This window comes from Thermococcus gammatolerans EJ3 (assembly GCF_000022365.1).
Lineage (GTDB): Archaea > Methanobacteriota_B > Thermococci > Thermococcales > Thermococcaceae > Thermococcus > Thermococcus gammatolerans.
In genome coordinates, this window is record NC_012804.1 from 111,024 (window position 1) to 134,674 (window position 23,651).

General features: G+C 53.6%; 17 protein-coding genes and 2 tRNA genes. 6 read left to right on the forward strand and 13 right to left on the reverse strand.

What is annotated here, in order from left to right:
• Positions 1–28: 28 nt before the first annotated feature.
• The 5 genes from arcC to TGAM_RS00620 form a co-directional block, all read right to left on the reverse strand.
• Positions 29–970, reverse strand: coding sequence for a carbamate kinase (arcC, locus tag TGAM_RS00600; protein ID WP_048810957.1), 942 nt, complete (start codon positions 968–970; stop codon positions 29–31).
• Positions 971–1,111: 141 nt separating this feature from the next.
• The gene (locus tag TGAM_RS00605; protein WP_015857744.1) at positions 1,112–2,374 is read right to left on the reverse strand and encodes a phytoene desaturase family protein; all 1,263 of its coding nucleotides are present in this window, start codon (positions 2,372–2,374) and stop codon (positions 1,112–1,114) included.
• A 45-nt stretch (positions 2,375–2,419) separates the two neighbouring features.
• Entirely contained in the window at positions 2,420–4,378 is a 1,959-nt protein-coding gene (gor, locus tag TGAM_RS00610; protein WP_015857745.1) for a glyceraldehyde-3-phosphate:ferredoxin oxidoreductase, read from the reverse strand.
• Positions 4,379–4,513: 135 nt separating this feature from the next.
• Positions 4,514–5,641, reverse strand: a complete 1,128-nt coding sequence (gene fbp / locus TGAM_RS00615) for a fructose-1,6-bisphosphate aldolase/phosphatase (protein WP_015857746.1) — start codon at positions 5,639–5,641, stop codon at positions 4,514–4,516.
• 110 nt (positions 5,642–5,751) lie between these two features.
• On the reverse strand, positions 5,752–6,000 hold the full coding sequence (locus TGAM_RS00620; protein ID WP_048810958.1) for a hypothetical protein: 249 nt from the start codon (positions 5,998–6,000) through the stop codon (positions 5,752–5,754).
• A gap of 78 nt (positions 6,001–6,078) precedes the next feature.
• On the opposite strand from TGAM_RS00620, the gene TGAM_RS00625 reads away from it, so the two are divergent.
• A tRNA-Trp gene (locus TGAM_RS00625) sits at positions 6,079–6,218 on the forward strand.
• A gap of 759 nt (positions 6,219–6,977) precedes the next feature.
• Here the strand turns inward: TGAM_RS00625 and TGAM_RS00635 are convergent.
• The 5 genes from TGAM_RS00635 to TGAM_RS00655 all read right to left on the reverse strand — a co-directional run bounded on the left by TGAM_RS00635 (position 6,978) and on the right by TGAM_RS00655 (position 15,652).
• Positions 6,978–7,053: transfer RNA gene (locus tag TGAM_RS00635), tRNA-Gln, on the reverse strand.
• Between the two features lie 266 nt (positions 7,054–7,319).
• Positions 7,320–8,006: a hypothetical protein gene (locus TGAM_RS00640; protein WP_015857748.1), complete on the reverse strand. Its 687-nt coding sequence runs from the start codon at positions 8,004–8,006 to the stop codon at positions 7,320–7,322.
• Between the two features lie 39 nt (positions 8,007–8,045).
• Complete coding sequence (locus TGAM_RS00645) at positions 8,046–12,425, reverse strand: DNA-directed DNA polymerase II large subunit (protein WP_015857749.1); 4,380 nt, start codon at positions 12,423–12,425, stop codon at positions 8,046–8,048.
• Positions 12,426–14,408 carry a DNA-directed DNA polymerase II small subunit gene (locus tag TGAM_RS00650; protein WP_015857750.1) on the reverse strand — a complete coding sequence of 661 codons (1,983 nt, stop codon included), beginning with the start codon at positions 14,406–14,408 and terminating at the stop codon, positions 12,426–12,428. It lies immediately after the preceding gene.
• Positions 14,408–15,652 (reverse strand): ORC1-type DNA replication protein, encoded by a 1,245-nt coding sequence (locus TGAM_RS00655; protein ID WP_048810960.1) that lies wholly within the window; start codon positions 15,650–15,652, stop codon positions 14,408–14,410. Before TGAM_RS00655 ends, TGAM_RS00650 begins: the two co-directional genes overlap by 1 nt.
• Positions 15,653–16,568: 916 nt before the next feature.
• Here TGAM_RS00655 and TGAM_RS00660 point away from each other — a divergent pair.
• From TGAM_RS00660 to nucS, 3 genes are all read left to right on the forward strand, one after another.
• Positions 16,569–17,588: a potassium channel family protein gene (locus TGAM_RS00660; RefSeq protein WP_015857752.1), complete on the forward strand. Its 1,020-nt coding sequence runs from the start codon at positions 16,569–16,571 to the stop codon at positions 17,586–17,588.
• 181 nt (positions 17,589–17,769) lie between these two features.
• Positions 17,770–18,828: a DNA repair and recombination protein RadA gene (radA, locus tag TGAM_RS00665; RefSeq protein ID WP_048810961.1), complete on the forward strand. Its 1,059-nt coding sequence runs from the start codon at positions 17,770–17,772 to the stop codon at positions 18,826–18,828.
• Between the two features lie 40 nt (positions 18,829–18,868).
• A complete protein-coding gene (gene nucS / locus TGAM_RS00670) occupies positions 18,869–19,618 on the forward strand; it encodes an endonuclease NucS (protein WP_015857754.1) in 750 nt (249 codons plus the stop codon).
• Here nucS and TGAM_RS00675 read toward each other — a convergent pair.
• From TGAM_RS00675 to TGAM_RS00685, 3 genes are all read right to left on the reverse strand, one after another.
• Positions 19,615–19,998, reverse strand: coding sequence for a DUF473 domain-containing protein (locus tag TGAM_RS00675; RefSeq protein WP_015857755.1), 384 nt, complete (start codon positions 19,996–19,998; stop codon positions 19,615–19,617). The two genes, nucS and TGAM_RS00675, sit on opposite strands and share 4 nt — an antisense overlap.
• A 9-nt stretch (positions 19,999–20,007) precedes the next feature.
• Positions 20,008–20,733 (reverse strand): proteasome assembly chaperone family protein, encoded by a 726-nt coding sequence (locus TGAM_RS00680; protein WP_015857756.1) that lies wholly within the window; start codon positions 20,731–20,733, stop codon positions 20,008–20,010.
• A 95-nt stretch (positions 20,734–20,828) separates the two neighbouring features.
• Complete coding sequence (locus TGAM_RS00685; protein ID WP_048810962.1) at positions 20,829–22,109, reverse strand: hypothetical protein; 1,281 nt, start codon at positions 22,107–22,109, stop codon at positions 20,829–20,831.
• 151 nt (positions 22,110–22,260) lie between these two features.
• Here TGAM_RS00685 and TGAM_RS00690 point away from each other — a divergent pair, with 151 nt between their 5' ends.
• Positions 22,261–23,034 (forward strand): S-methyl-5'-thioadenosine phosphorylase, encoded by a 774-nt coding sequence (locus TGAM_RS00690; protein ID WP_015857758.1) that lies wholly within the window; start codon positions 22,261–22,263, stop codon positions 23,032–23,034.
• A gap of 109 nt (positions 23,035–23,143) precedes the next feature.
• The gene (locus tag TGAM_RS00695) at positions 23,144–23,611 is read left to right on the forward strand and encodes a thermonuclease family protein (protein ID WP_238516224.1); all 468 of its coding nucleotides are present in this window, start codon (positions 23,144–23,146) and stop codon (positions 23,609–23,611) included.
• Positions 23,612–23,651: the final 40 nt, after the last annotated feature.

The following is a 23,651-nucleotide window of genomic DNA, read 5'->3' on the forward strand; positions in this document are numbered from 1 at the left end:
CTAAATAGCTGACGATAGAAAATATAGATCAGGGAAAAACCTGCGTTCCCGTCTTCCCTTCGAGGGCTTCAACGGCCCTGTCGAGCGAGGCTATTATCGCCCTTTCACCGCCCCACTCAAGGAATCTTATGACGGCCAGAACCTTCGGACCCATGCTGCCCCTCTTGAAGTGTCCCTCTTCGTAGTACTTCCTGAGCTCCTCGACGGTGACCCTCTCAAGCCACCTCTCGTCCGGCTTCCCGAAGTTTATCGCGGCACCGTTGACGTCGGTGAGAATCATGAAGATATCCGCCTTGACCTCCTCGGCCAGCTTTTCCCCCGCCAAATCCTTGTCTATGACAGCCTCGACGCCTTTAAGCTCTCCATTCTCCTCTATGACGGGAACGCCACCGCCACCGCTCGCGATGACTATGAAGCCCTTCTCCACGAGATCCTGGATCACCGGGGCTTCAACGTGGCCCTTGGGATCGGGACTCGGAACAACACGCCTCCAGCCCCTTCCCGCATCCTCGATGACCACCCAGCCCTTCTCCTTGGCCAGCTTCTTCGCCGTCTCCTCGTCGTAGAAGGGCCCGACGGGCTTGCTCGGGTTCTTAAAGGCGGGGTCATTCTTGTCCACAATCGTCTGGGTTACTATCGTCGCAACTGGCCTGTCTATACCGCGTTTTCTGAGCTCATTGATTAGGGCCTGCCCTATCATGTACCCGATCTGTCCCTGCGTCATCGCACCGGCCACGTCCATCGGCTGGGCCGGTATGCCGTAGAGCTGCTGGCCCGCGTCCATGTGGAGGAGTAGTGCGCCAACCTGGGGACCGTTTCCGTGAGTTATAACGACCTCGTAGCCCCTCTCGATTATGTCAGCTATCTGCTTCGCCGTCTTTCTCACGTTCTCCATCTGCTCCTCGTAGGTTCCCCTTTGACCTCGCTGGAGGATTGCGTTACCGCCAAGGGCTATGACGACCCTCTTCATTAGTATCACCTCCGTGATGTAAGGTTTCGTACTTGGGCATAAAAACGTTCGTTAGAAGACACTGGTGTCCACTGAAAAAAGGTTCGATGTGTGAAAAAATAAGTTGTCAAAGGTAAAAGGAGAACCCATTGGAGGGACAGGCTAAAGGTACCACTTGGAGAAGCTTCCCAGGCCGAGCATCTCAAGGGTTCTCATAACTCCCAGCGCTATCCCCTCGACCTCTATTCCTCCGGGGAGCTTGTAGGCGTCGCCGACGACGTAGACGTCTTTTATTGGAAAGTCCTCGACGACCTGACCGCTGGCGACCCGGTTCACAGGGTTTCCGTCGAGGTAGGTCTGTATCAGCAGGATTTCGCCCTCACTATCGAGGTTCGGGAAGATTTTGTAAACATCCTCGATGCCCTTCCTCCGTTCGGCCTTGATGTTCCTGCCCTGCAAAGCGTGGTGGAGCATTACCAGGGTGTAGCCATCTTTGGCTAGCTCGGGACTGAGCGATGACGGCTCGTTGTAGCCGTTTATCCTCTCAGTGTCGAGGGTGAAGACGACGGTGTTGCCAACCCTTGGCTTTCCCTTCAAGGCAACGTTGTACTTTATGCCCTCGCTCGGCTTCAGCGAATCGACGCGCCTCAGGTAATCGCGGTCGAAGTTGTCCCGGCCTATCAGCTCGACAGTTTCTTTGATTCCTGCGTTCGAGATGAGGACGTCGTAGGGGAACTCCTCGCCTTCGGCGGCGATGACCTTCTTCCCCTCAACATCGACTTCAACGACCCGCTTTCTCGTGAGCACTCTGCCCCCGTTCTCCTCGGTTATTCTCGCGAGTTCATCGGTTACGGCGCTACACCCGCCCTTAATCAGCCCAGGCCCGCCCCATTTAAGTGCCGCTTTAATTTCCCTCGCCAGCTCTCCGGCCGGGACGTCTAAGACGCTGTCGGCCCAGCCGAGGAAGCTCTTGATGAAGAGGTCAACGAACTCGTTATCACCTATCTTTTCCCGAATCCACTCGCGCCCGCTCATCTCGGCCTCTTCTCCCTCTGGGAGTTTGTTCCTCTTCACGTCGAGGAGCAACTTCGTCGCTTTGGCCTTCTCGGTGAAGCTTAAGTACTTCCAGCCCTCGCGGTAGTGGAACGTTTTGCCCTCATAGAAAATCATGCCCTTCGGGTTGGAGTCGACTACTCGGACTTTCGCACCGAGCAGTTTCAGGAGATAGGCCAGAGGCCCGTCCTCGCCGTGCGGGAGCATGTGGAAGGCACCAGTGGAGAGGCCGAAGCCCCTGTATGGAAGGTTCGCGAACCTGCCACCGATTCTCGGGGACTTTTCGAGAACCATAACCTCATAGCCGTTTTTAGCGAGAAATGAAGCCGTCAGAAGGCCTCCGATTCCAGAGCCTATGACCACAGCCCTCATTCTACCACCGGGAAGAGAAGAGAGGGGGGATATAAAAGGGTGTCGTCAGAGCCTCCACTCAACCCCCAAAATCTCGCTGTAGGCATCCAAGACTTTGCTCAGATACTCCTTGGCCGTGCCGACCTTGTCGAGCCTGAACTTCTCGGCCCACTTTTCGTTTCCGAACTCCTCACTGCCCGCTGCAACGAGGTCTATGACGCGCATGCTGTCCCAGAAGACTGGGACATAACCGGCTTTCCTCGCGTACTCGATGAGCCTCTTGATCTGCTTTTTCGCGTGCTCCTCCATGTCGATGTTTATCCCATAGGCGTCCATGAACAGGGCCTTGAGCACTGGCTTCATCCAGCCCCTATGGAAGCGGCACCAGCCGACGTTGTCGTACCAGAACTCCCAGAGAGCTGAAGCGATTATCTTTTGGGCGAGCTCCTCCGGCTCGAGGAAGACGCCGAACTGGTAGAAGGTCCAGTAACGACCCTGAATCGGGAGCGGGATGTAGTTGCCTATCGCCCAGTACATCGTCGGCGTAATCTCGCCGTCCTCGCCAAGCGGAGTGAAGACCGCGTAGTCCTTGAAGCTCTCGCCGTACTTGAGCCTGTCCTTAAAGCGCTCGTCGAAGATTACGCTCGCCTTCCTCTTGCCGAGGCCGAGTATTTTAGCAATCTCGTTCTCGCCGAAGGCCACGCGGTGGGCCAGCTCTGCCACGAGCTTGGCGTTGACCTCGCTCGTCTCAACGGGGCGTTCGATTAAAGCGTCCTTCGTAAACTCAGGCTTACCACTGAGGCCAACCTCCTCAGGTTTGAGCAGGTCGCGGTGGATCAGCTCAAGAACCCACGCTGCCGTTCCACCGAACTCTATCGCGTCGAAGCCCATAGCATCCACTGCAGGAACACTTATGTCACTGGCCCGGAGGGTTATGACGCCGCTGAGCGGGCCGTTGGCTTCCCTCGGTTCGTACTCAATGTGGTGGCCATTGGCATACTTCTTACAGACCACAGGACAGGGCTCACCACAGGTCGTCCAGTTCTTGGGCTTTATTGCCTCCTCGTTGAAGGGCTCCCAGTAGTGCTTCATTATGTTCTCATGGATTTTTATGCGGTCCTCTTTCGGGATGTAGGGCATCTGCCAGTTGAGAATCGGGACGAAGTCGCCCTCGGCCGGATAGTTGCCTCCAAAAGTTCCCCCCGTTTTTAGCTTGGGGTTGTACCTGTACTTGACCGTTTTCTCGGCAATAATCTCGTTGTAGGGCTTCTTGTGGACACCCTCGACTATCTCCTTGGCGGTTTTGAAGTTCGAGATGTCCTCGCCCGGGAACTTCCTCTTCCTCGGCTTGCCGCCGAAGATAATTCCGATGACGTTATGAGCCCTGAGCAGAACGCTTCCTGAACCTCCACGAGCCGCCCAGTCCTCACTACCCACGAGACGCTTGCCCTTCCTCAACGCCTGAGAGAATATGCCTCCGTAGTTAGTGTTCAGCGCGGCAGGACCAACGACTGCTATCCTGTACTCGAAGTCAAAGCGGCTTCCGAAGGCGTCTATGAGGTACTGAGTGAGTGCATAGACACCTTCCTCGCCCTTGTAGCCCCTCCAGACCTCTATGACCTTTTCAAGCTCAACCTCGTGGAGCTCGACCCTTACGCTCTCACCATCGTTGTAGAGGAGAACCACGACGGGCTTCTCGGCCTTGCCCTCAAAGGTCACGAAATCAACGCCGACGTTCTTGAAGGCGTAGGCGGCACCACCCATTGCCGAGGGAAAGAGTGTGCCGTAGAGCGGTGAGCGGAAGAAGAACATCAATCTATGCGCTCCGGGAAGAACCGAGCCCGCAAAGGGCCCCATGCCCATAACAATGATGTTCCGAGGATCGTAGGGGTCGATGGAATGGGTCTCAAGGCTTTCGTGAAGCTCAAGACCGTAATCTATGACGCCGTAGACGTCGTCCTTCTCAAACTCCTCGCTCTCAACTCTGTTTTCGTCCAGCTTGAGTTTGAGAACCGTGAACCTCATGATCTCACCCCGTTGTATCACTCCAAGTGTTAGGTAAGATAAGGAGCGTATTTAAGTTTTTCCTGTTTCACGGGGAACACAAAAGAAATGGACACTCCTAAACAGCAAGGAAGGGGGGAGCAAAACGAAAGGGGCTCACTCAATGTCCTCAAAGCGCTCCTCAAGCCTCTTCAACACGCCGGGCAGGGTGGTGTATTCCATATCCTCGAGTGGCAGGCGGTGTGGCTCGAACGGACCGTGCCTGCGCATATAATCCGTTATCTCAAGGGCCTTCTGCCTGGCGTAGTCGAAGGCCGGGTCGTCGAAGAGATCAACGGGACCGACGAGCTTTCCTTCTGGGCTTATCTGCCAGCCTAGAGCGACAACCCTCGGCGGACCGTCGAACCTGGTCGGATTGGCCTGGTGCATCGGAACTGGCATTATCGGTCCGTTGTGCGAACCCCTCATCCAGCCGCTGACGAGGTGCGGGAAGGCGAAGGGCTCAAGGACTTCTCCAAGGGCCGGAAGGCCGCTCTGGGCCCTGACTATAGCGACCGGGTCGTCCTTGCCCACGTATTCTCCAGCAATCTCGTAGAGCTTCTCAGTGCTGACCACAGCTACCGGCTCGTCCTTCGGAATTGGGTGGCCCTCCTTCGGGTAAACGCGCTTGATGACGTAGCGGCTCTTTGCCCCTATGAGTGCAAGAAGGTCGTAGACCTCCTCGGGGGTGTTGAGGATGACGCGCTTGTGCTTGAGGATGTCCCAGACCTCGAAGCGGAAGCCCATGTGCATCTTGGGGTCGATGACCAGGCCAGCGGTGTTGAACGGGTCGGCGAACATCCTGAATATCGGCAGGTTGAAGGCTCCAGGCTCAGTCTTGTCCATGTGGAAGGTCACAACCGGCTCGCTCTTCCTCAGGGTAATCTCCATCTCCGCAACGCCCGGGCCCATTCCGCGGACGTTTCCGCTGAATGCATCCTTGAGGAGGTCCTGTCCGGCGCCGTAGAGGCCAAGCTCCTTGGCGACCTTGGTTGCTTCCTCGAAGGCCTTCCAGGCCAGTCCGTGAACATCGGGGCTGTCAACGCCTTTCTTGTGGGTCATGATCAGCTGGAGGTCGTCACCCGCGTAAGCCACGTAGAAGTCGATTATCGTCCCTTCTTCCTTGGCCTTGGCGAGAATCTCCTCGGCGGTCTCTATGAGCTGGGGGTGCACCCTGGAGTGCCCCGGCCAGCCACCGATGTCAGCCTTAATCACGCTAATCGTTATTTTCTCTCCAACGGCCATGGCAACCACCGATAAGAACTGGGAGTTTTATGCTTATAAAACGTTAATATCACCGCCGATGATACACACGAATCCGTCAAAATTAGGGAAGCAGAAATGAACTTATGAACTCATTCGCATACGTCAGTCCAGCCGAAGTGCTCCCTGACCACCTTGATGAGGTTCTTGAGCTCCTCCTTCTTGATGTTGACGCTTGAACTGGCACCAACCAGCGCTATTATACCATGAACTTCCTCCTGAACCTGTATAACGTCGTCGTGAACCCTGACAACCCTGAGTTCTCTCCTTGCCGTCTCGTCCTCCCCTATCTTAAATTTATCCTTACCGATGACAATTGGCTCACCCACTAGGACCACCATTAGACTTGTCAATGTCAAACTTAATAAAATTTGCCATCACAAAATTTATAAACCTCCCCTCGCTAAGGTTGGTCGGACGGGGGCGTGGTGTAGCCTGGTCCATCATCGCGGGCTCCAGAGGTATGAGGACTTGCGGGTTTGCTGAGCGGGGATGAGCCTTTGGAGCTCTGACCCGGAGAAACCCGCGGACCGGGGTTCAAATCCCCGCGCCCCCACCATTACAGCCCTTTCTGACGAAAGCGCTGGCGGAAGAGTAGGTGCTTTTCTACGGAGTGGCAAGTTCTAAGAGAGGTTCTAACTCAACTTGCCCTTTGATTAGTGTTTCACTCTAAGAAGGCGTCCTTCGGACGCCGATGATAAGTTGAAACTATCTCAAGGGTTTTATTATAGGGTGAACCCATTTATAGACTCGCTCTTTTGTTAGTGCACGATTGACTTCTTGCTCTTCGGCGAGAAGGGCGCTCATTTCGCCAGCCTTTCCCAAAGGCTGTTACAAAGTTTCATCAAAGTTTGTAGCTCCTTTTGGAAGGCCATATTTCAAGAGATTTTCCATTTAATTGGCCGTATTGAGTAAGAGAACTTTTTAAATTGCCCCTTTTGGAAGGGTTTGACATTTAAATCGACGCCCGAAGGGCGTCAAGAAGAGAGCAAACCCCTTTGTAGGGTGCTGTTTTTGTGTTCTCCATTTGGAAAAAGCAATTTCGTGAGTAAAATCGATTTTATGGGGGTCTTTGGCGAGAAGCTACTAACTTTTGGTGAAGCTTTTGGAAAAAAGCTCCAGCGCTGGCGGAAAGTGTTGTACGTTGTTTTTAAGTTGATTGCCGGCAGAGGTTTTGCTTCATCGAAAGCGCCCGATGGACACCACCAAGAGAAAACACGCCTAAACAGGCGAGTTTAGAAGTAAACCACCTAAAAATCAACCCTTTTTTGAAAATGCATTCTCATTTTGATGAAACTTTGCGAAAGCAAAGTTTCTATGGTAGCCCCGCCGGGATTCGAACCCGGGTCGCGGGATCCAAAGTCCCGCATGCTTGGCCGCTACACCACGGGGCTGCCCGTTATGAAAAGCTGAGAAGAGGCTTATAAAGTTTAGTGAAAAGTCACCCCATAGGGATTTATCAAAATTCGTAGCCCTCTCCTAGTTTGACCAAGTTTGTGATTCTTTTGTGAAGTGCTCTTTTGATAGGTTTACCTTTTTAAGTGTGGAGTTTTAGGGAAGAATTCCTTTGAAAATGCCTGTTGGGACTGCAAGCCTTTTTCTCAGTTGGCTTTCTGGGAGGAATCACGAAACTTTGATGAAACTTTGCCCAGCAGAGTTTCTAGAACGCAAACTCCTCGACGCTGAACTGCTCGATGACCCTCTCGAAGTCAGTCTCGGGGGTGTAAACGAAACCACAGCGGGTACACTTCAAAACGCCGTTCTCCTCGGTGAGTGGAGAGAAGCAGACCGGACAACGATACTCCTCTCGCTTTAGAGAGTCGTAAACTTCATCCCTCATCACGAGCAGGTTGAGCTCGCTCTCCCAGTCCTCGTGGAGCATTCCCCAATAAGGGGTCTCAACGGGATAGAAATCCTCGAGGATTAGGGCCTTAATCCCTATCCCCCTGATTCCCGGCGGAAGCTTACCGGCGGGTTCTATCCCAACCACGTACTGGTCGTAAAACTCTATGTGCTCCGTCCTGACGGTTAAACCGCGGGAGAGCCTCGAACGGAGCGGAATAAGCTGGAGAAACAGACTTTCCCTCTCGACGTCCCAGCTCGCGCTTATTGAAACGCCCTTCTTCGTGAAGAACTGAGTGATGTAACGGTCGTCTCTCTCCTCCCCTACCAAGGAGAACCCAAGCTTTCTCATCGCCCTTCCGAGGAAGTTCGGCCTGGGGAGCTTCTGATAATTAATCAAGTACTCCCCGATCCACCCCGCCAGGGGCATGGAGTAGCCTATGAAGGCCTGCCTCTCGACGCGCAGGTAGGCAACGCTGGGGAGGAGCTTGAACTGGTCGAGCATCAAGAGAAATAGGCGGAAGGCCTATAAATAGCTAACCCCTCAACTCCCGAAGAACTCGTCGAGGCTTATGCGCTTCTTCCTCTTGGCCTTCGCCTTCTCCTTCTTGACTTCCTTCTTGAGGTTCTCCGAGGGCTTTTTCTTTGTCCGGGATTCTGCATCATTCTTCTTTTCAACCTCTTTGCTAGTCTTCGCTTTCCCCACCTTCCCGTTCTTTCCGTTGAAGCCGTCGAGGTAGCCGTTCTTTCCGTTGGAAGAACCAGTCCTCTCCTTAATCATCTTCTCGCAGACGTCCGCAGAGAAGCCGAGCAAAGTCCTCTGCTTTTCGGGCAAAACGGTCTCGAAGAGCGTCTTTATGTCCTTCTCGGTCAGGCAAATCCTCTGCCTCGTGTAGTCCTTGACGTTATAGCGGGTGACCAGCATCTTTGCAGTGGGCAGGTACTTTTCCACCGCGCCTTTGCTAACCGTCAGGACGATTTTTCCACCGCACTTCGGACAGCGGCCGGTAAGGGGCGGCCTCCTGTATTTCGTGTTGCACTTCACGCAACGGAACTCCTGTCTCGTGAAGCTCCTCAGGTTGCCCCTTAGGTCGGGAATCAGGTGGGAGTTGAGTATCGTCTCAGCCACGTGGTGCTCATCGACCGCGCGAATCCGCTCAGCTAAAGCGAGCTGTCTCTCGACCTTCTCGACCATGTCGCCGAGCTGTTTGTACAGGCTCATCTTCGGGCCCAGGCCTATATCGTCCGTATCGTGAGTGAACTTTATCCCCTCGTACATCTCGGGCTTTCCAAGGCGGTCTTCAACGCGCTCGATGAACTTGATTTCCTTCGGCGATTTCATCTCGTAGGTGGCCTCATAGAATTCGAGGGGATAATAGCGGACGACATCCATGTTGTGGACCTCGCTGTCAACCTCGCGCGGGTCGAGCCTCGTGGTGACGACCAGCGGTGCGTCCATTTTACCGCCGCGCTTCTCTGGGAGGTAATACTTGCTGAAGTTTAGTAGCGCATCGAGGAGGAGCATGACAGCGTCCTCATCTCCGTCGCATTGATGTGTTACAACATTCTCATTTATTAGTACATTATGGTAGCTTTTAGCGTTCAATGAGAACACAAAGTCATCTTTAGGCTTGACGTATTTAATGCGTTCAATTTTGAATGGTTTTATGGAGTCATTCTCATAAACTCCAATTAACTCCCCTTCCTTCACCTCGAAGGCCCTCTTTTCCACGAACTTCCCATTTTCGTAGACGAGAACCGGGTGGTCGACGGTCGTTTCGAAGCTCCTCCCGAGTTCGAGCTCGAAGCGAATCAGGTGGTCGGTGCTTGGAGCTTTTATAACGTCCTCGATATCGGTGAGAACGACCTTCCCTCTCTCGGGGTCGAAAGAGTAAACCTTAACGTCCCTCTTCGGCTTCCGTCTCACGTAGACCATGTTCTCGTAGCTTTCCCCTTCAAACAGCTCGTAGAGCTCGCGGAGCGTTATCCTCGCGGGTTTTCCATCAATCTGAACTAAAATTCTCGTATCACCAGGGAAGCAGTTCCTCCTCTTCGCCGCATGATAATACGGGTGCGCGTAGCCGACCAAAACGTCGGAGAAGCCGATTATCCTGCCGATGATTCCGGCCGAGGTGTGGGGTGCTAAACCGATGACGAGGTGGCCTATCAGGTCTTCCATCTTCTCGGCGTTGTAGAACCTCGGCAGACCGTAGAACTTCTCAAGCAGGTCATCAACGAAGCGCGCGACCTTGAGAAGGTATTTACCCGCCTCGTAGGAGAGGATTATGTCCTGAACCTTCAGCTCGACTATCTGGTCGTCCCGTTCAAGGGGCTTGCCCTCGAAGTCGTGGGTGTAGCCAAGTTCGCGAAGCTTTTCAACGCTGACCCCTATCTCCTTCGGCTTGAAGTGGGTTATCGGGGCGTCGGTGGCGTCGAAGCGGATTGTGCCGTCCTTGAAAACGTAAACGTCGTTCTTAACCCTCAGGAGGCCCTTTTCAAGGGGCTCGGCCATTTTGTAGCCGGAGGTCATACCCTTGACGCCCTTGAGCCTGTCGATGCCGTAGACCTTGACGTTCTCCATTGCCCTTCTGAGCAGTTCGGAGGGCTTTATTTCCCTCTCAGCGTAGGGCCTCAGCTCGACGTCACAGCGCGGACAGCGGAAGCCGAACTCCTTAGCCTCGCTTTCAGGATAATCAACGTTGCACTTGGGGCAGTGCCAGAGGAGCTCCTTCCTCGTCCCACAGACGGGGCAGAGGTGCTCGGGGCCAACGTGTCCGCACTTCGGGCACCTGAAGAAGGCTATCTCGACCTTGGCGGTCTTGCCCTCCTCAGCGGCCTTCTTAATGTCCCTGCTCTGCCCGCCAGCGAGGCCAATCGGGAAGAGCACCTGAACAGGGGGCTTCATTTTCCTCTCCTTGGCCTTCTCGGGTCTGCCCATTCTGGCCCCTATCCAGCTTATTCCCCTGTCGCGGAGCTTTATCGGGTTGTTCTCGTTGATTATATCAATGACCGTGTGGAACGGCTTAGCCTTGAACTCCCACTCAAGGTTGCCGAGAGGCGTGAGCAGAGCGGCGCTCCACGGGTAGTCAACGACGATGACCTTCCTCCTGTCCTCTGTCCTCTCGAGCCTGTGGGGCAGGCCGAGGAGCTCGAGGTAGCGCTTGATTCTGGGGTCGTTGTCAAGGATTACCTTCCTCGCGAACTTCAGCTTCCTGAACTCGTCCCACTCGATTTGGGCGTTTAGCAAAGCCCTCTGGAGTTCCTCCACTTCCTCAGGCTTCAGCGTGTTCCAGTAGAGGGTGTAGTAGGGGTGGAAGGGTATGTCCAGAACCTTTGAGAGGTGTATCGCCAGCTCGACGCTCGGCCTGACGCGGAGCGGGTCTCTCAAAAGACTCTCAAGGAAATCGGGGTCTATTTCGAGGTACTCGGCGGCCTCTTCTATTGCCTCGCGCGGGTTGTCGGAGAAGGGCTTGAGCTCGACTTCGTAGAGTTCCTCGATTGCCTTCACCAGCTCCTGAACCCACCATTCCTCGACGTAGTTGGCCGGCAAAAGCGTCTGGTTGTTCTCAACGAAGTCGCCGAAGTTCACGAGGGCATCTCCGACGTAGAGAATCTCCTCAATTTCGTTTTTAACCCTAAGAGCCGTCTCGTAGTCGTCAACCCGTACGACGCTCCCGTCCTTGAGCTTGACTATTGGCCCCTCAACAGTGGTTGCGGGGGTAACGATACAGCCCTTCCCAGGCCTCTCGGTCTTCATCTGCGTTCCTATCGCTATGAACTCGTCGAGGATTAGCATGGTGGCCGGGTTAACGCTCCACGTCGCGAAACCGCTGACGCGACTCCTTCCGTAGCGCAGGCGGAAGCCACCGTTCTCTGAAGGCTCGGCAAAGAGGGGCCTGCCACCGATTATCTCCTTCGTGTACTTCTTGTTGGGGGCGATGTTGGCTTTAAACCTCTCGTAGAGCTCGTAGTAGAAGCCCTTCTCGACCTTCTCGGTGATTTCCTCCCTCGCTCCGGAATCTTCGGCCTTGGATTCGTCGGCCTTGGGTTCCTCGGATTTGCCCTTCTCTTTGGCCTCCACGAACTCCTTTATCCAGTCCCAGCCTTCCACGCCCATCTTGTCTATGTACTTGACGAGCTTTTTCGCCTTCTGGAGGACACCCTCCGCCAAAACGAGAATCGCTCCACCGCGCAGGTGGTTGGTCTCGACACCGGGAACGTTCCTGTGACTCACTTCCACCTTATCGGTCTCTTCACCGGTTATCTCAATGGGGATGTTCCTCATCGCGAGCCTTACCTCATCGGCCTCTGGGTGATACTGCAGTCTCGTAACGGCTCTATGATAGAGGTCTATCTCCTCGACCATCCTCTCTATATGCTCCTCGCTCGGCTTGAAGCGGTCGAGGCCAAGCTTTTTCCTCACGTAGTCGCCGACGAGGACGCTTAAAGCTTGAGCGGTTCCGCCGGAACTCCTTATCGGGCCGGCGTAGTAGAGGGCCAGGTACTCGCTGTTGTCGGCCCAGGTGTTGCGCTTGATTTTTACATCAGCTATTCCCTCGAGCGGAGCTGAGACTATACCCTCGGTGAGTATCGCGAGGGCAGTTCTGACGGCCTGCTCAGCATAGCGCTCCTTGCTCCCAAGGTCGCCAAACTTGCCCTCGATGATTTCATCAACAACCTTCAGCGCAGCCAATTCCTTGCCGTACTCCTTCACAAGAACCCTGATCCTCTCGGCGACGCCCGGCGGACCCACGAGGCTCTCAACACGGCCGGCCATATCGGTTGCTTGGGGAACCTCAACGTCGAGGCTTGGGTCTTTTCCCTGAGAGCGAGCTTTTCTTGCTATCTCATAGGCCCTGTCAATCTCCCTCTGGAGTGATTCGAAGTAAGCCTTCATCCCGGGTGAGTAGAGCTCATCCCCCATTCAAACCCCCTCGCAGAACTGCTCGAAGTTTATAACCGCACGCAGACGGGCGGTTTCAACGTCTATTATCGGCACGCGCGCGGGCGTCGGAACTATGTTCACCATCTTCTGGAACTCAGTCTGGGCCTGCCATGTTCCCGTGTTTATGACGAAGACACCGTTGTAAATCTTGTACTGCATAACGTGGACGTGGCCGGCCTGGAAAAGATCGGGAACGCTCTCGATGACGAGCAGATCCTCGGGGTCTGGGGCGATGGGTACCTTCCCACCGAAGGTCGGGGCTAAGTGCCTGAGCTTGAGAAGCTCAACCATCGCCTCCGCCGGCCGGTGGTGGCTCCTGTTGGGTATCTCGGTGACGACGTCCTCTATTCCCCTGCCATGAGCTATAAGGAACTCCCTGCCGTGAAGTTTTATGAGGGCGGGGTTGCTGATTATGGTGACGTTCTTAAGACGGTATATCGGGCGGGCGTACTCCTCATAAAAGCCGGGCTGCGGCAGGGCAGTTCTCGCGGCGTCGTGGTTGCCGGGTCCGATGAACACGTGAATATGATCCGGAACGTTGCGGAGGAGATTAGCCAAGGCCTCGTACTGATCAAAGATGTCGGGAATCGCAAGTTCCTCGTACTGACCGGGGTAGATACCCACACCATCGACCACGTCGCCAGCTATGATCATGTACTTTATCCTGCTTACGAGCTCTGCATGGGTCTCGTTCTCGACGTTGCCGTTAAGCCATTCGAGAAACTTCTCAAAGGCTTTCTCGCAGAACTTGTTTGAGCCGACGTGGATGTCGCTCAGTAAAACTGCATAAACCTTCTCCTTGAGGGGCGGCTTGGGAGAGCGAACCTTTGGAACGTCAGGGAGGTATATGTGATCCGCGAATATCATACCCTTACCCGAGTACTTACCGGAAACAGCAATCGCTGCGTCGTGCATTATACTCATGACAAGCTTGGCATCCTCTCTGTTTCTGTTGATGAAGACCTTTATCCTGCCCGTTGCATCCTCGAGCTCAAGCACGTACCCTTTGCTCGTCTCCCTCTTGTCGGTGAGCAAACCCACGACCGTTACTTCTGAACCTGGCTGGACATAGCTGAGCTTTCCTATATCGATGATCCCACCTATCTCGGGGTTTTCCCGGAAAATCCGGCGCATCTTCTTCAGGCGAGAGCGGAAATAAAGGCGATAAGCCTCAACGAGAAACTCCCCCTCTTTACCGGCCGCGTTGTTGGCCTTGGGAGGGGAGAGCCTCACATTCTTAACATCAAACACAACCTCCGATTCGTCGGGCATCTCCGCGGCACGGTAGTGAAAAGCGGGGTTTGGGGTTATAACAACGTCATCGTAAACAGAGTAGCTCTTTTCTTCCTCGGGCACCTCCTCACCAACGTAGGCTATCGGAATGCCGTAGTCCCCGTAGATTATCTTCGGCGTGACCCCGTTCCCGTTTTCCACTGAAACACCGTTCAGCTCTCCATTTGAGTCGGCATCGAGGGGTTCATCACCATAAAGGTCAGGGACATCAACGACGTTCTCCCCCGTTTCCACTGGAAAAGGCCCTGAGGAAACCTCCTCTTGTGCGGATTCCTCGGAATCAACAACGACTTCAACGGGGGATTCGTTTAGATCGGTTCCAGTGGAAACGAAACTCTCCCCTCCGGAAAAACTCTCTGTTTCAACCATATTTTCATCATTAGAGGATTCTAAAGGGCCTTTTTCAACGGGGTTTCCAGTGGAAATATAGGTCTCTAGTCCCCCCGTTTCGGAAGGAACTTCGGATGCCTCGGGAGGAGCACTGGTGATGAGGCCCTTGGACGAAAGAAACTCCTCCGCTATGGAGGATGTGATAACGAATGATCCCCGGGCCTTGGCAAATTTTATCAGCTCAGCGAGAGAGAAATCCTTTTTGTAGTACTGCTCGAGGAGGTAGTATGCGGAAGGGGTGATGAGGTACTTGTTCCGCATTAGATCTTCAACCAGCATCAGATCAACCTCCTCTGACGGGAGAGGTTAAGGGTGAGGAGGGGCCTGAGCTGATCGTCCTGACTGAAAACCTTCTTAACCTTGTGGGGGGTAACGTTCAGGCGGATTTCTTTGGTTCTACCGTAGCGGCCCTTGCTCACAACCTTGGCGTTTATTATACCAAGCATGTCGAGTTCGTTTATCAGATCACTTATCCTGCGCTGGGTGAGGGGGTCGAGGTCAATGTAATCGCATAGGGATTTGTAGATGGAGTAAACGTCCCCCGTGTTTGCCGGCAGTTCACCGTTCTCGTCCAGGAGAACGATCGCGTGGAGCAGAACTTTGGAGTGAAGGGGAAGCGTTTTTATGACCTCTTCCATGGTGTCCTGCTCTATCTTCTCCTGTGCGAGCCATACGTGCCGTTCGGTTACCTTGCTCGCACCTTCGCGCTCAGCGATCTCACCGGCAACACGGAGCAGATCCAATGCCCTTCTCGCATCGCCGTGCTCGCGAGCGGCAAGAGCCGCACACAGGGGAACTACCGCGTCGTCGAGGACGCCTTCATTAAAGGCATCCTTTGCGCGCTGCATGAGTATATCCCTGAGCTGTGTGGCATCGTAAGGTGGGAAAACAACCTCCTCTTCACTCAAACTTGATAGAACGCGCGCATCTAGATACTCCTTGAACTTGAGGTCGTTTGAGATGCCGATTATACTGACCTTCGCCTTGGAAAGCTCGGTGTTGATCCTCGTGAGCGAGTAGAGTATATCGTCCCCGCTCTTCTTCACGAGCTTGTCTATCTCGTCGAGGACTATTATCACGAAGCGCTCCTTAGAATCAATTACCTCCTTAAGCCGGGCGTACACTTCATCAGTCGGCCAGCCAACGAGGGGCACCTCAACGCCGCTCTCCTCCTTGAAATAATTGACGATGTTCGCCAGAACGCGATACTGGGTGTCCACGATCTCACAGTTGATGTAAATGACCTCAACGGGGACGTTGTACTTATCGGAGATCTTTTTGAGTTCCTCAGTGACGAACTTGATTGTGACGGTCTTTCCTGTACCGGTCTTACCGTACACGAAAACATTCGAAGGCGTCTCACCCCTTAAAACTGGAACTAGAATATGGGCCAGCTCTTCTATCTGCTCCCTCCTGTGAGGGAGCTCTTTAGGGGTGTAGCTGTGTCGCAATACCTCTTTGTTCTTGAAGATCTTCTTGGCGTGAAGGTACTTTTCGAATATTGAGCCAAGGTAGTCATCCATAGGCACCACCGATTTTACTTCCAGTGGAAACGAAACTCCTCCTGCCACACTAGGGCACGCCAAATCTGATTTTCATACATTATTGGCACATTTTAATGAGACATCATGACATTATACCCACAAACTTCCTAAATATTGGGCGAATGCTACAGTACTTTCCACCCGAAGCACCGGACACAGTGGAAAGCTAACCAATCTACGATGAGGGGTTTATAGCCTTTGCTTGTCAGGAACCTGTTCAAACGAGAGGGAAGTTTCCACTGGATAGGCAAGATGTTCCAAAGGAAACGGGAACTCCGGATGACCATAAATGGACATCAAACTATACAAACGTAAAGTGAACGAAGCGGTGCGTTCTGAATTTCCACTGAAAGAAAAATGAACAAAAATGGCTATCAGCTTTAGTTCATCAATGTATTGTTTTGAGCAAGTGAGATAAGTGAAAACAGTTAAAATTCCAAGATAGTTAAATGAACTTGTAGTCCCCCAGGGTTTTGTTTCCACTGGAACCGGGGAAAGGCTACGCCTATCTTTTCTTCGTAGTTTTGGTGAAAACACTCCCATTTTTTCTACGTCTTGAGCTTTTAATCTTTTGCATGAACAATGTTCAGACTATACCCGATAGTTTAAAAGAATATGAAGAATATCTGGACATGTTCAAATTAAATTCAAAAGCAAGCTGAACAGTATATCATTTACGTACTAAAAACCCCAACCAAAACGACTTTTTCAAATGCAATGCCCCTTTAACCCGTCCATTTCCGTATCCCGGTTCCAGTGGAAATGAAACTCTGGGGGGTCTTTTCGATAACGATCGAAAAAGACCTTTGTTTCCACTGGAACTAAATGTTCACTAGGGCTCATCCCGGGGGTGTGGTGTATCAACGTTTTTAAGCTCTCTTCTCGATTTCACTACATGCTACCTGTAATCGTCGTGAGGCGACTGCTTCGAATGAGGATCAAGGTGAGCAGAAACAGATTAATCCAGATAGCGCTTGTGGTTCTCCTTTTGGCAGTCGCCTTTGCAGTTGCCTTTGAGTACTTTGAGGGCGTTGACTTCTTCACTGCCTTCTACTGGGCGGTTATAACGATGGCGACCATTGGCTACGGTGATGTCACTCCCTCGACAGAAGGGGGAAGAATCGTTGCAATGGTAGCTTCTGTCGCGGGGATCTCGACTTTTACGGCCCTCGTTTCCCTTCTGGCCGAGAACTTCATTTCCTCGTCCCTGAGGAGGATGATGGGCATGCACCGTGTTAGTTACTCCAGCCATTATCTGATAATTGGTCAAGGAAGTAGCGTTTCAACCTGCGTTAACGAACTTATGGGTGCAATCGAGCGCGGTGAGCTAAAACTTGCCCCGATAGTGGTCCTCTTTCCCAGCGAGGAGGAGCGCAAGAAGGTTGAGCTTCCTGAGGAAATCGAAGTCCTCATAGGGGATCCAACAAACCGGGAGACCCTTGAGAGGGCCCGAGTTGACAGGGCTTCTCACGTAATCTTGGCCCTCGAAGACGACTCCAGGGCGGTCTTCGTGACCCTCATGGTGAAGAGGATGTCCAATGCAAAGGTTCTCGTTGAGGTTCTGAGCGAGGACAGCGTTGAGCTCCTGAAGGGTGCCGGAGCCGACAGGGTCATCGTGAGCAGAAGCTTGGCAGGAAGACTTCTCGCGAGTTCCGTCTTCGAACCGGAAGTAGTTGATGTCATAGACGACATAACGAGTTCGGTTAAGGGCTACGACATCACCGTGATTGACGGTCGGAACTTCTGGGGCAGACCGTACATAGAGGTATTTCGAGAGCTCAAGGAGACAAAGAACCTGTTTCTCCTCGGTTACTACCGTGATGGCCCGGTTCTCAATCCCCCGCTCGACGAGCCGATTCCTGAGGGTGCCAGACTGATAGTATTGAGGAGTTCTCTTTCCACTAGAAAACTGTGATGTTTGAGCTTATCTTGCGAAGTTTTCTTTTTTCTGGGTTTTCCAGTAAGATCTGGGGGCTTTTAAGGTTTGTTTTTCGAAAAGGGCGAAAATCTTAAAAGATTGTCTTCTCGATTTTTCCGGGAAAAGCTATTTAACCCCCAAACTTTACCTCCATTAAGGGTATTCCCGGGTGAGTCTCATGGCGAAGAAGAAAGTTGATGAGGTTAAGGAGCTTGAGGAGTTTGAGGAGCTTGAAATAGCCGAGAGCTCACAGTCATCGTCTTCAAAGAAGAAAAAAGGGAAGGAGATCAAAACTCTGGAGGATCTGCCGGGTGTCGGTCCTGCCACAGCTGAAAAACTTCGCGAAGCCGGTTATGACAGCATCGAGGCCATAGCAGTCGCTTCGCCCCTCGAGCTCAAGGAGATAGCGGGAATAAGTGAGGGCGCCGCGCTTAAGATAATCCAGGCCGCAAGGGAAGCCGCGAACATAGGGACCTTCATGCGCGCCGACGAGTACATGGAGAAGAGGAGGACCATAGGCAAGATTTCCACTGGAAGCAAGAGCCTCGACAAGCTCCTCGGCGGAGGAATAGAGACGCAGGCGATAACAGAAGTTTTCGGTGAGTTCGGAAGCGGCAAAACTCAGCTCGCGCACACCCTCGCCGTCATGGTCCAGAAACCGCCGGAGGAAGGGGGCCTCGGCGGTTCGGTGATATGGATTGACACCGAGAACACCTTCAGGCCCGAGAGGATAAGGCAGATAGCCGAGGCAAGGGGTCTGGACCCCGACGAGGTTCTCAAGAACATCTACGTTGCGAGGGCTTTCAACAGCAACCACCAGATGCTCCTCGTCGAGAAGGCCGAGGAGATAATCAAGGAGAAGGCCTCAACAGACAGACCGGTTAAGCTCCTCGTCGTTGACTCGCTCATGGCCCACTTCAGGAGCGAGTACGTCGGCAGGGGTTCGCTTGCGGAGAGACAGCAGAAGCTCGCCAAGCATTTGGCTGACCTGCACCGCCTCGCGGACCTCTACGACATAGCCGTCTTCGTGACGAACCAGGTGCAGGCCAAACCAGATGCCTTCTTCGGCGATCCGACGAGGCCCGTCGGCGGCCACATACTCGCCCATTCCGCAACGCTGAGGGTCTACCTCAGGAAGGGCAAGGCCGGAAAGCGCGTCGCCAGGCTCATAGACAGCCCGCACCTGCCCGAGGGCGAGGCCGTCTTTAGGATTACCGAGAAGGGAGTTGAGGATTAATCTGGATTAATCTTTTTAATCCCCTCCCCAACTCTTCTCCATGCCCAAGGTTGAGCTTAGGGAGAACCCATCTCCAGAGGAAATAAAACTCCTCGTCGATTTGGCCATTTCCTCCGAGGGAGTGCTCACCATCTTCGCCCGCTGTCGGGTCCACTACGACGGCAGGGCCAAAAGCGAACTTGGCCCCGGTGACAGGGTGATTATAGTTAAACCCGACGGCTCTTTCTTGATACACCAGAAGGAGAAGCGCGAGCCTGTCAACTGGCAACCTCCTGGGAGCGTCGTCAGGCTGGAGCTCCGCGAAAAGCCCGTTCTCATCTCAGTTAGAAGGAAGCCGAGGGAAACACTGGAGGTCGAGCTCGACGAGGTTTACCTAATCACCGTCTTCCACGCAGAGGACTACGAGGAGCTCGCTTTGACCGGTAGTGAGGCCGAGATGGCCGAGCTCATCTTCGAGAACCCCGAGGTGATAGAGCTCGGCTTCAAGCCCCTCTACCGCGAGAAGCCAATAAGGCACGGCATAGTTGACGTTTTGGGGGTTGACAGGGACGGAAACCTTGTAGTTCTCGAGTTGAAGCGCAGGAGAGCGGATTTGCACGCGGTCAGCCAGCTCAAGCGCTACGTCGAAACCCTCCGCGAGGAGCACGAAAACGTCCGGGGGATACTGGTTGCGCCTTCACTCACCTCCGGCGCCAAAAAACTGCTCGAAAAGGAGGGCCTTGAGTTCAGGAAGCTCGAACCGCCGAAGAGGGATGGAAAATCGAGGGGAAGACAGCTCAGGCTGTTTTAGCCCATGCTCATCTCCTGCGGGAATAACTCTCTAACCCTCGCCACGAGGATTCCGTCCCTTCTCTCGACCTCAACGACCCTCCCAAGTCCCACCAGCTTCACCTTTGCCCTGCAGACTGTGATTTCCCTCTCGTCGCTCTCCTCCCAGGGGACCCTCGTCTCAAGTTCTCTGGCCTCTATCAGCTCCGCGAGGAGACCTTCGGTTCCTGTGGAGACGTCCTCAAGGGGATCGTAGGTGAGGAACAGTCTGAGGGCTTCTTCCATTGCTTCCTCTATTGCTAAAACGTTCCTCGCGCTCCTGAGCTCTATCGTCCTGTAAGGGTTCCTCAGGAGCTCGTCTAAAACCCGTCTCGCGATTCCAGCGAGGATTACCGCCTCCATGCTACCACCTCACAGGTAGATGCTCTCGTACTGCTTCATCTCCTTCTTCCTCGCCTGCTCCATCTGCTCGTGCATCTTCCTGAGCTGCTCCTCAATCATCTCGGCCTCCTTGATGAGAGGTTCGGTTGAGACGTCAATCGGCGTGAGCTTCTTGAGAACCTCGATAACGTTGGCAGCTGCCCTCGGGTCTGGCCTGTCGCCGAAGGTCTCGCCGAGGAGGACGTAGGCGTTAAGGCCCCTCCGCCCAGCTTCCCACAGAAGCTTTCCGCTCATTCCCATAATCGAGCCGTACTGGAGTATCTTCGCTCCGGCCTCTTCGAGCTCCCTGTTGAGCTCTTCTCTCGCGCCGACGCCCCACACTTCCATCTTCTCCTTGAAGAATCCTATGCCGATTCCGCCGATGGAGATTACCTTCTCGGCCTTCATCTCGCTGAGGTAGCTTGCGAGTTCCTTCGCTATCTCGTTCACCAGCGTTGGTGGAACGTAGATGTCCGCTACCGCCACGATTACGTTGTCCTTGCCGTAGAAGCGGAGCGGAGGGTTGGGCTTCCCCTCGAGGACTATGCTCATCGGCGGGATGAACGGGCTCTCGACGTAGCCTATCATTTCCATTCCGAGTTCTTTGGCCAAAAAGTTGCCCGCTATGTGGCCGACGAGACCTATCCCGGGGTAACCCTCGATGAATATCGGGTTCTTTACCTCCGGCAGGACGAGCTTGACTGGTTTCTCCTCCATCTCTCACCACCCCCGGAATATTTATTTCCAAAAGGTTATTAAAGTTTGCGTGCCGTGCTGGAAGAAGAGAACCAAAATGGAAAAGGATGCCGAATTTAGGTTCTCATTGCCGTTATCACGGTGAAGTAAGTGGCCACTTCTCCCCCGTCTTCGCCGCCGGGTAGTTTGATTGGGATTTCAGGGGTTGCCACTATGTAAGTGGCGTTGGGTGTTGCCCTTATTATCGTGATAGAATACGTCAGGAAGGACTTTGCATGTGGGGAGTAGCTTATGGTGAGGAAACGCTGAGCGCTGGCTTCTCCGGATGGGTTATCATCGCTCCCGCCAACGGGAAAGGTGTAGAAATACCCTCTACCTCCTTGAAAGTCAAAAACGATGTTTGTGTAGTAGCCATTCTGTCCCACCCTTATCTGTCTGCTTGAGTTCATCGTCGGGAACAGGCCTTTTTTGATGGGGTGATCCGTGAGAATAGAACCCTCCATACCTGTGCTGGATGTGATCTTCTTGTTGAGCTGTCCTTCGGTGAGATTGTACTCTCCCGTCAGCTGGATTTCAACGGGATAGGTGCCCGAAATCGGAATGTGGGTGTACTCTCCGGTGTATCTATCGTAGCACGCGACCTCCATCTGGAAGGTGAGGTACCTGAGGGGTAGGTTCACGTAGCGTTCGATGCTGCCGTTCGAAGTCCGAAGCCCTATGCCCTCGGGACTGTACGCTATCCTGAGCTTCTCCCCATCGTATTCGTTGCCCGGCACTGCCGCCGGTGTACCCGCCACGTTGAGGGTGTAATCCGCGACGGCCGTACTGTCGAGGATTATCCCCCAGGAGAGGCTGACCACGTTGATCGGCTCGCGGACGGTGTCGATCTTCATGCCCATGAACGGTACCCACTCCTGAACCAGCTTCACACGTCCCTTAACCACAGGCTCGTTTTCGTCAATGCAGTACCTATCTGAAACCTGTACGTATCCTTTGGGGCACTCAGAAACTCCCTTTCCGGCGTTTCCGCTCCCTGCGCGCTCCAGCAGTTTGGTTAGGTTGAGTTCGACGGTTTGGCCTAACTTTCCGTCCTTTAACGTTCCCACAACGATCCTGTTGTCGCTGGTGAAGTAAAGAACTATTGGTGCTGGAACGCTCTTCAGAACGTGTGAGTCCTCCTTTAGATAGGTTACCCATTCTCCGTTGCGGACCGTTGCCCCGAGAACCTTTCCGAGGGATCCTTTCTCAAGGACTGTGAGCTTTCCGTTGGGAAGGGGCTGGAGTGCGAGGGCGAACGTGGAGGGGTTTTCCATTTCCCCAGAGTGCCGCTCGTAGGCGAGGGCGATGGATGAGATAAGGAAAACGATAACGACCGCAGCGATCCATTTTCGCTCCATGCTTATCACCTGCCGCCTAGGGATTATACTCTGCGGAGATTATATTCTTTTCGCTCTCATCCCTCATTAAGAGCACCATCTTCGATAGTACTTCTCCACCGGAAAGGCAACCCTTATATGAGTGGAGCAAGCATTTAACACGGTGATGACCATGCCGAGGATAGGCATTATAGGTGGTTCCGGGGTTTACGGTGTCTTCGAGCCGAAAGAAACCGTGAAGGTCCACACGCCCTACGGAAGGCCTTCCGCTCCGGTGGAAATCGGCGAAATCGAGGGCGTTGAAGTTGCCTTCATACCGAGGCACGGCAAGCACCACGAGTTCCCGCCGCACGAGGTTCCCTACAGGGCGAACATCTGGGCGCTCAAGGAGCTGGGAGTTGAGAGGGTCATAGGCATTACGGCAGTTGGCTCGCTTCGCGAGGAGTATAAACCGGGAGACATCGTCATAACCGACCAGTTCATTGACTTCACCAAGAAGCGCGACTACACCTTCTACAACGGGCCCAGGGTTGCCCACGTCTCGATGGCCGACCCCTTCTGCCCGGAGATGAGGAGGATATTCTACGAGACGGCCAAAGAACTTGGCTTCCCCGTCCACGAGAAGGGAACCTACGTCTGTATTGAAGGCCCGAGGTTCTCTACTAGAGCGGAGAGCTTCATGTTTAGGCAGTACGCCCACATAATAGGAATGACGCTCGTCCCAGAGGTAAACCTGGCTAGGGAGCTTGGAATGTGCTACGTCAACATCGCAACTGTTACAGACTACGACGTCTGGGCCGAGAAGCCGGTCGATGCGCAAGAGGTCCTCAAGGTTATGGCCGAGAACAACTACAAGGTTCAGGAGCTTCTTAAGAAGGGCATCCCGAGGATTCCTGAGGAGAGGAACTGCGGCTGCGCCGATGTGCTGAAGACGATGTTTGTTTGAGCTGGGTGGTTACTCTGTTTTCTATTTTTATGTTGAACTCTGCTTTAGCTCATCACAATTTAGCCGGGAATTTGGAAAACTTTAAAATCTTCAGTTCCCTCTTAGAGTGGTGGTCGCCGTGAGGAAAGCCCTTGCGATTGCTCCGGTGGTGTTCTTTCTCCTGATTTCGGGGTTTGTCTCGGCCTACGAGTTCCAGGCCTATGGCTATGTAACAAAGGTGGTTGACGGCGATACAGTGTGGTTCCACTCCTACTATGGTTATAGGGCCGGAGAAACCTTCAAGGTTCGCTTCGCCGACATAAACGCTCCCGAACTCTACACGGCGGAAGGTAAGGAGTCCAAGGCTGCCCTGGAATGGCTCTTCGATACCTACGGACGTCACGTTTACCTCGACGTTGATGACGTTTACGAAACCGACCACTATGGCAGGGTTGTGGCCGTTGTGTACCTCCCCTTCTGGTATTATGGCTATGCCCTCAACGTCAACGAATGGCTGGTGGAGAGCGGCTACGCGAGAATCTGGAACCATTATAACGAGTTTAACCCCTATTCATGGGGTCTCTGGGTTCCGATTTGAGAACTCTTCTTTTCCGACATCTTTTTAACTTCCAGCGGAA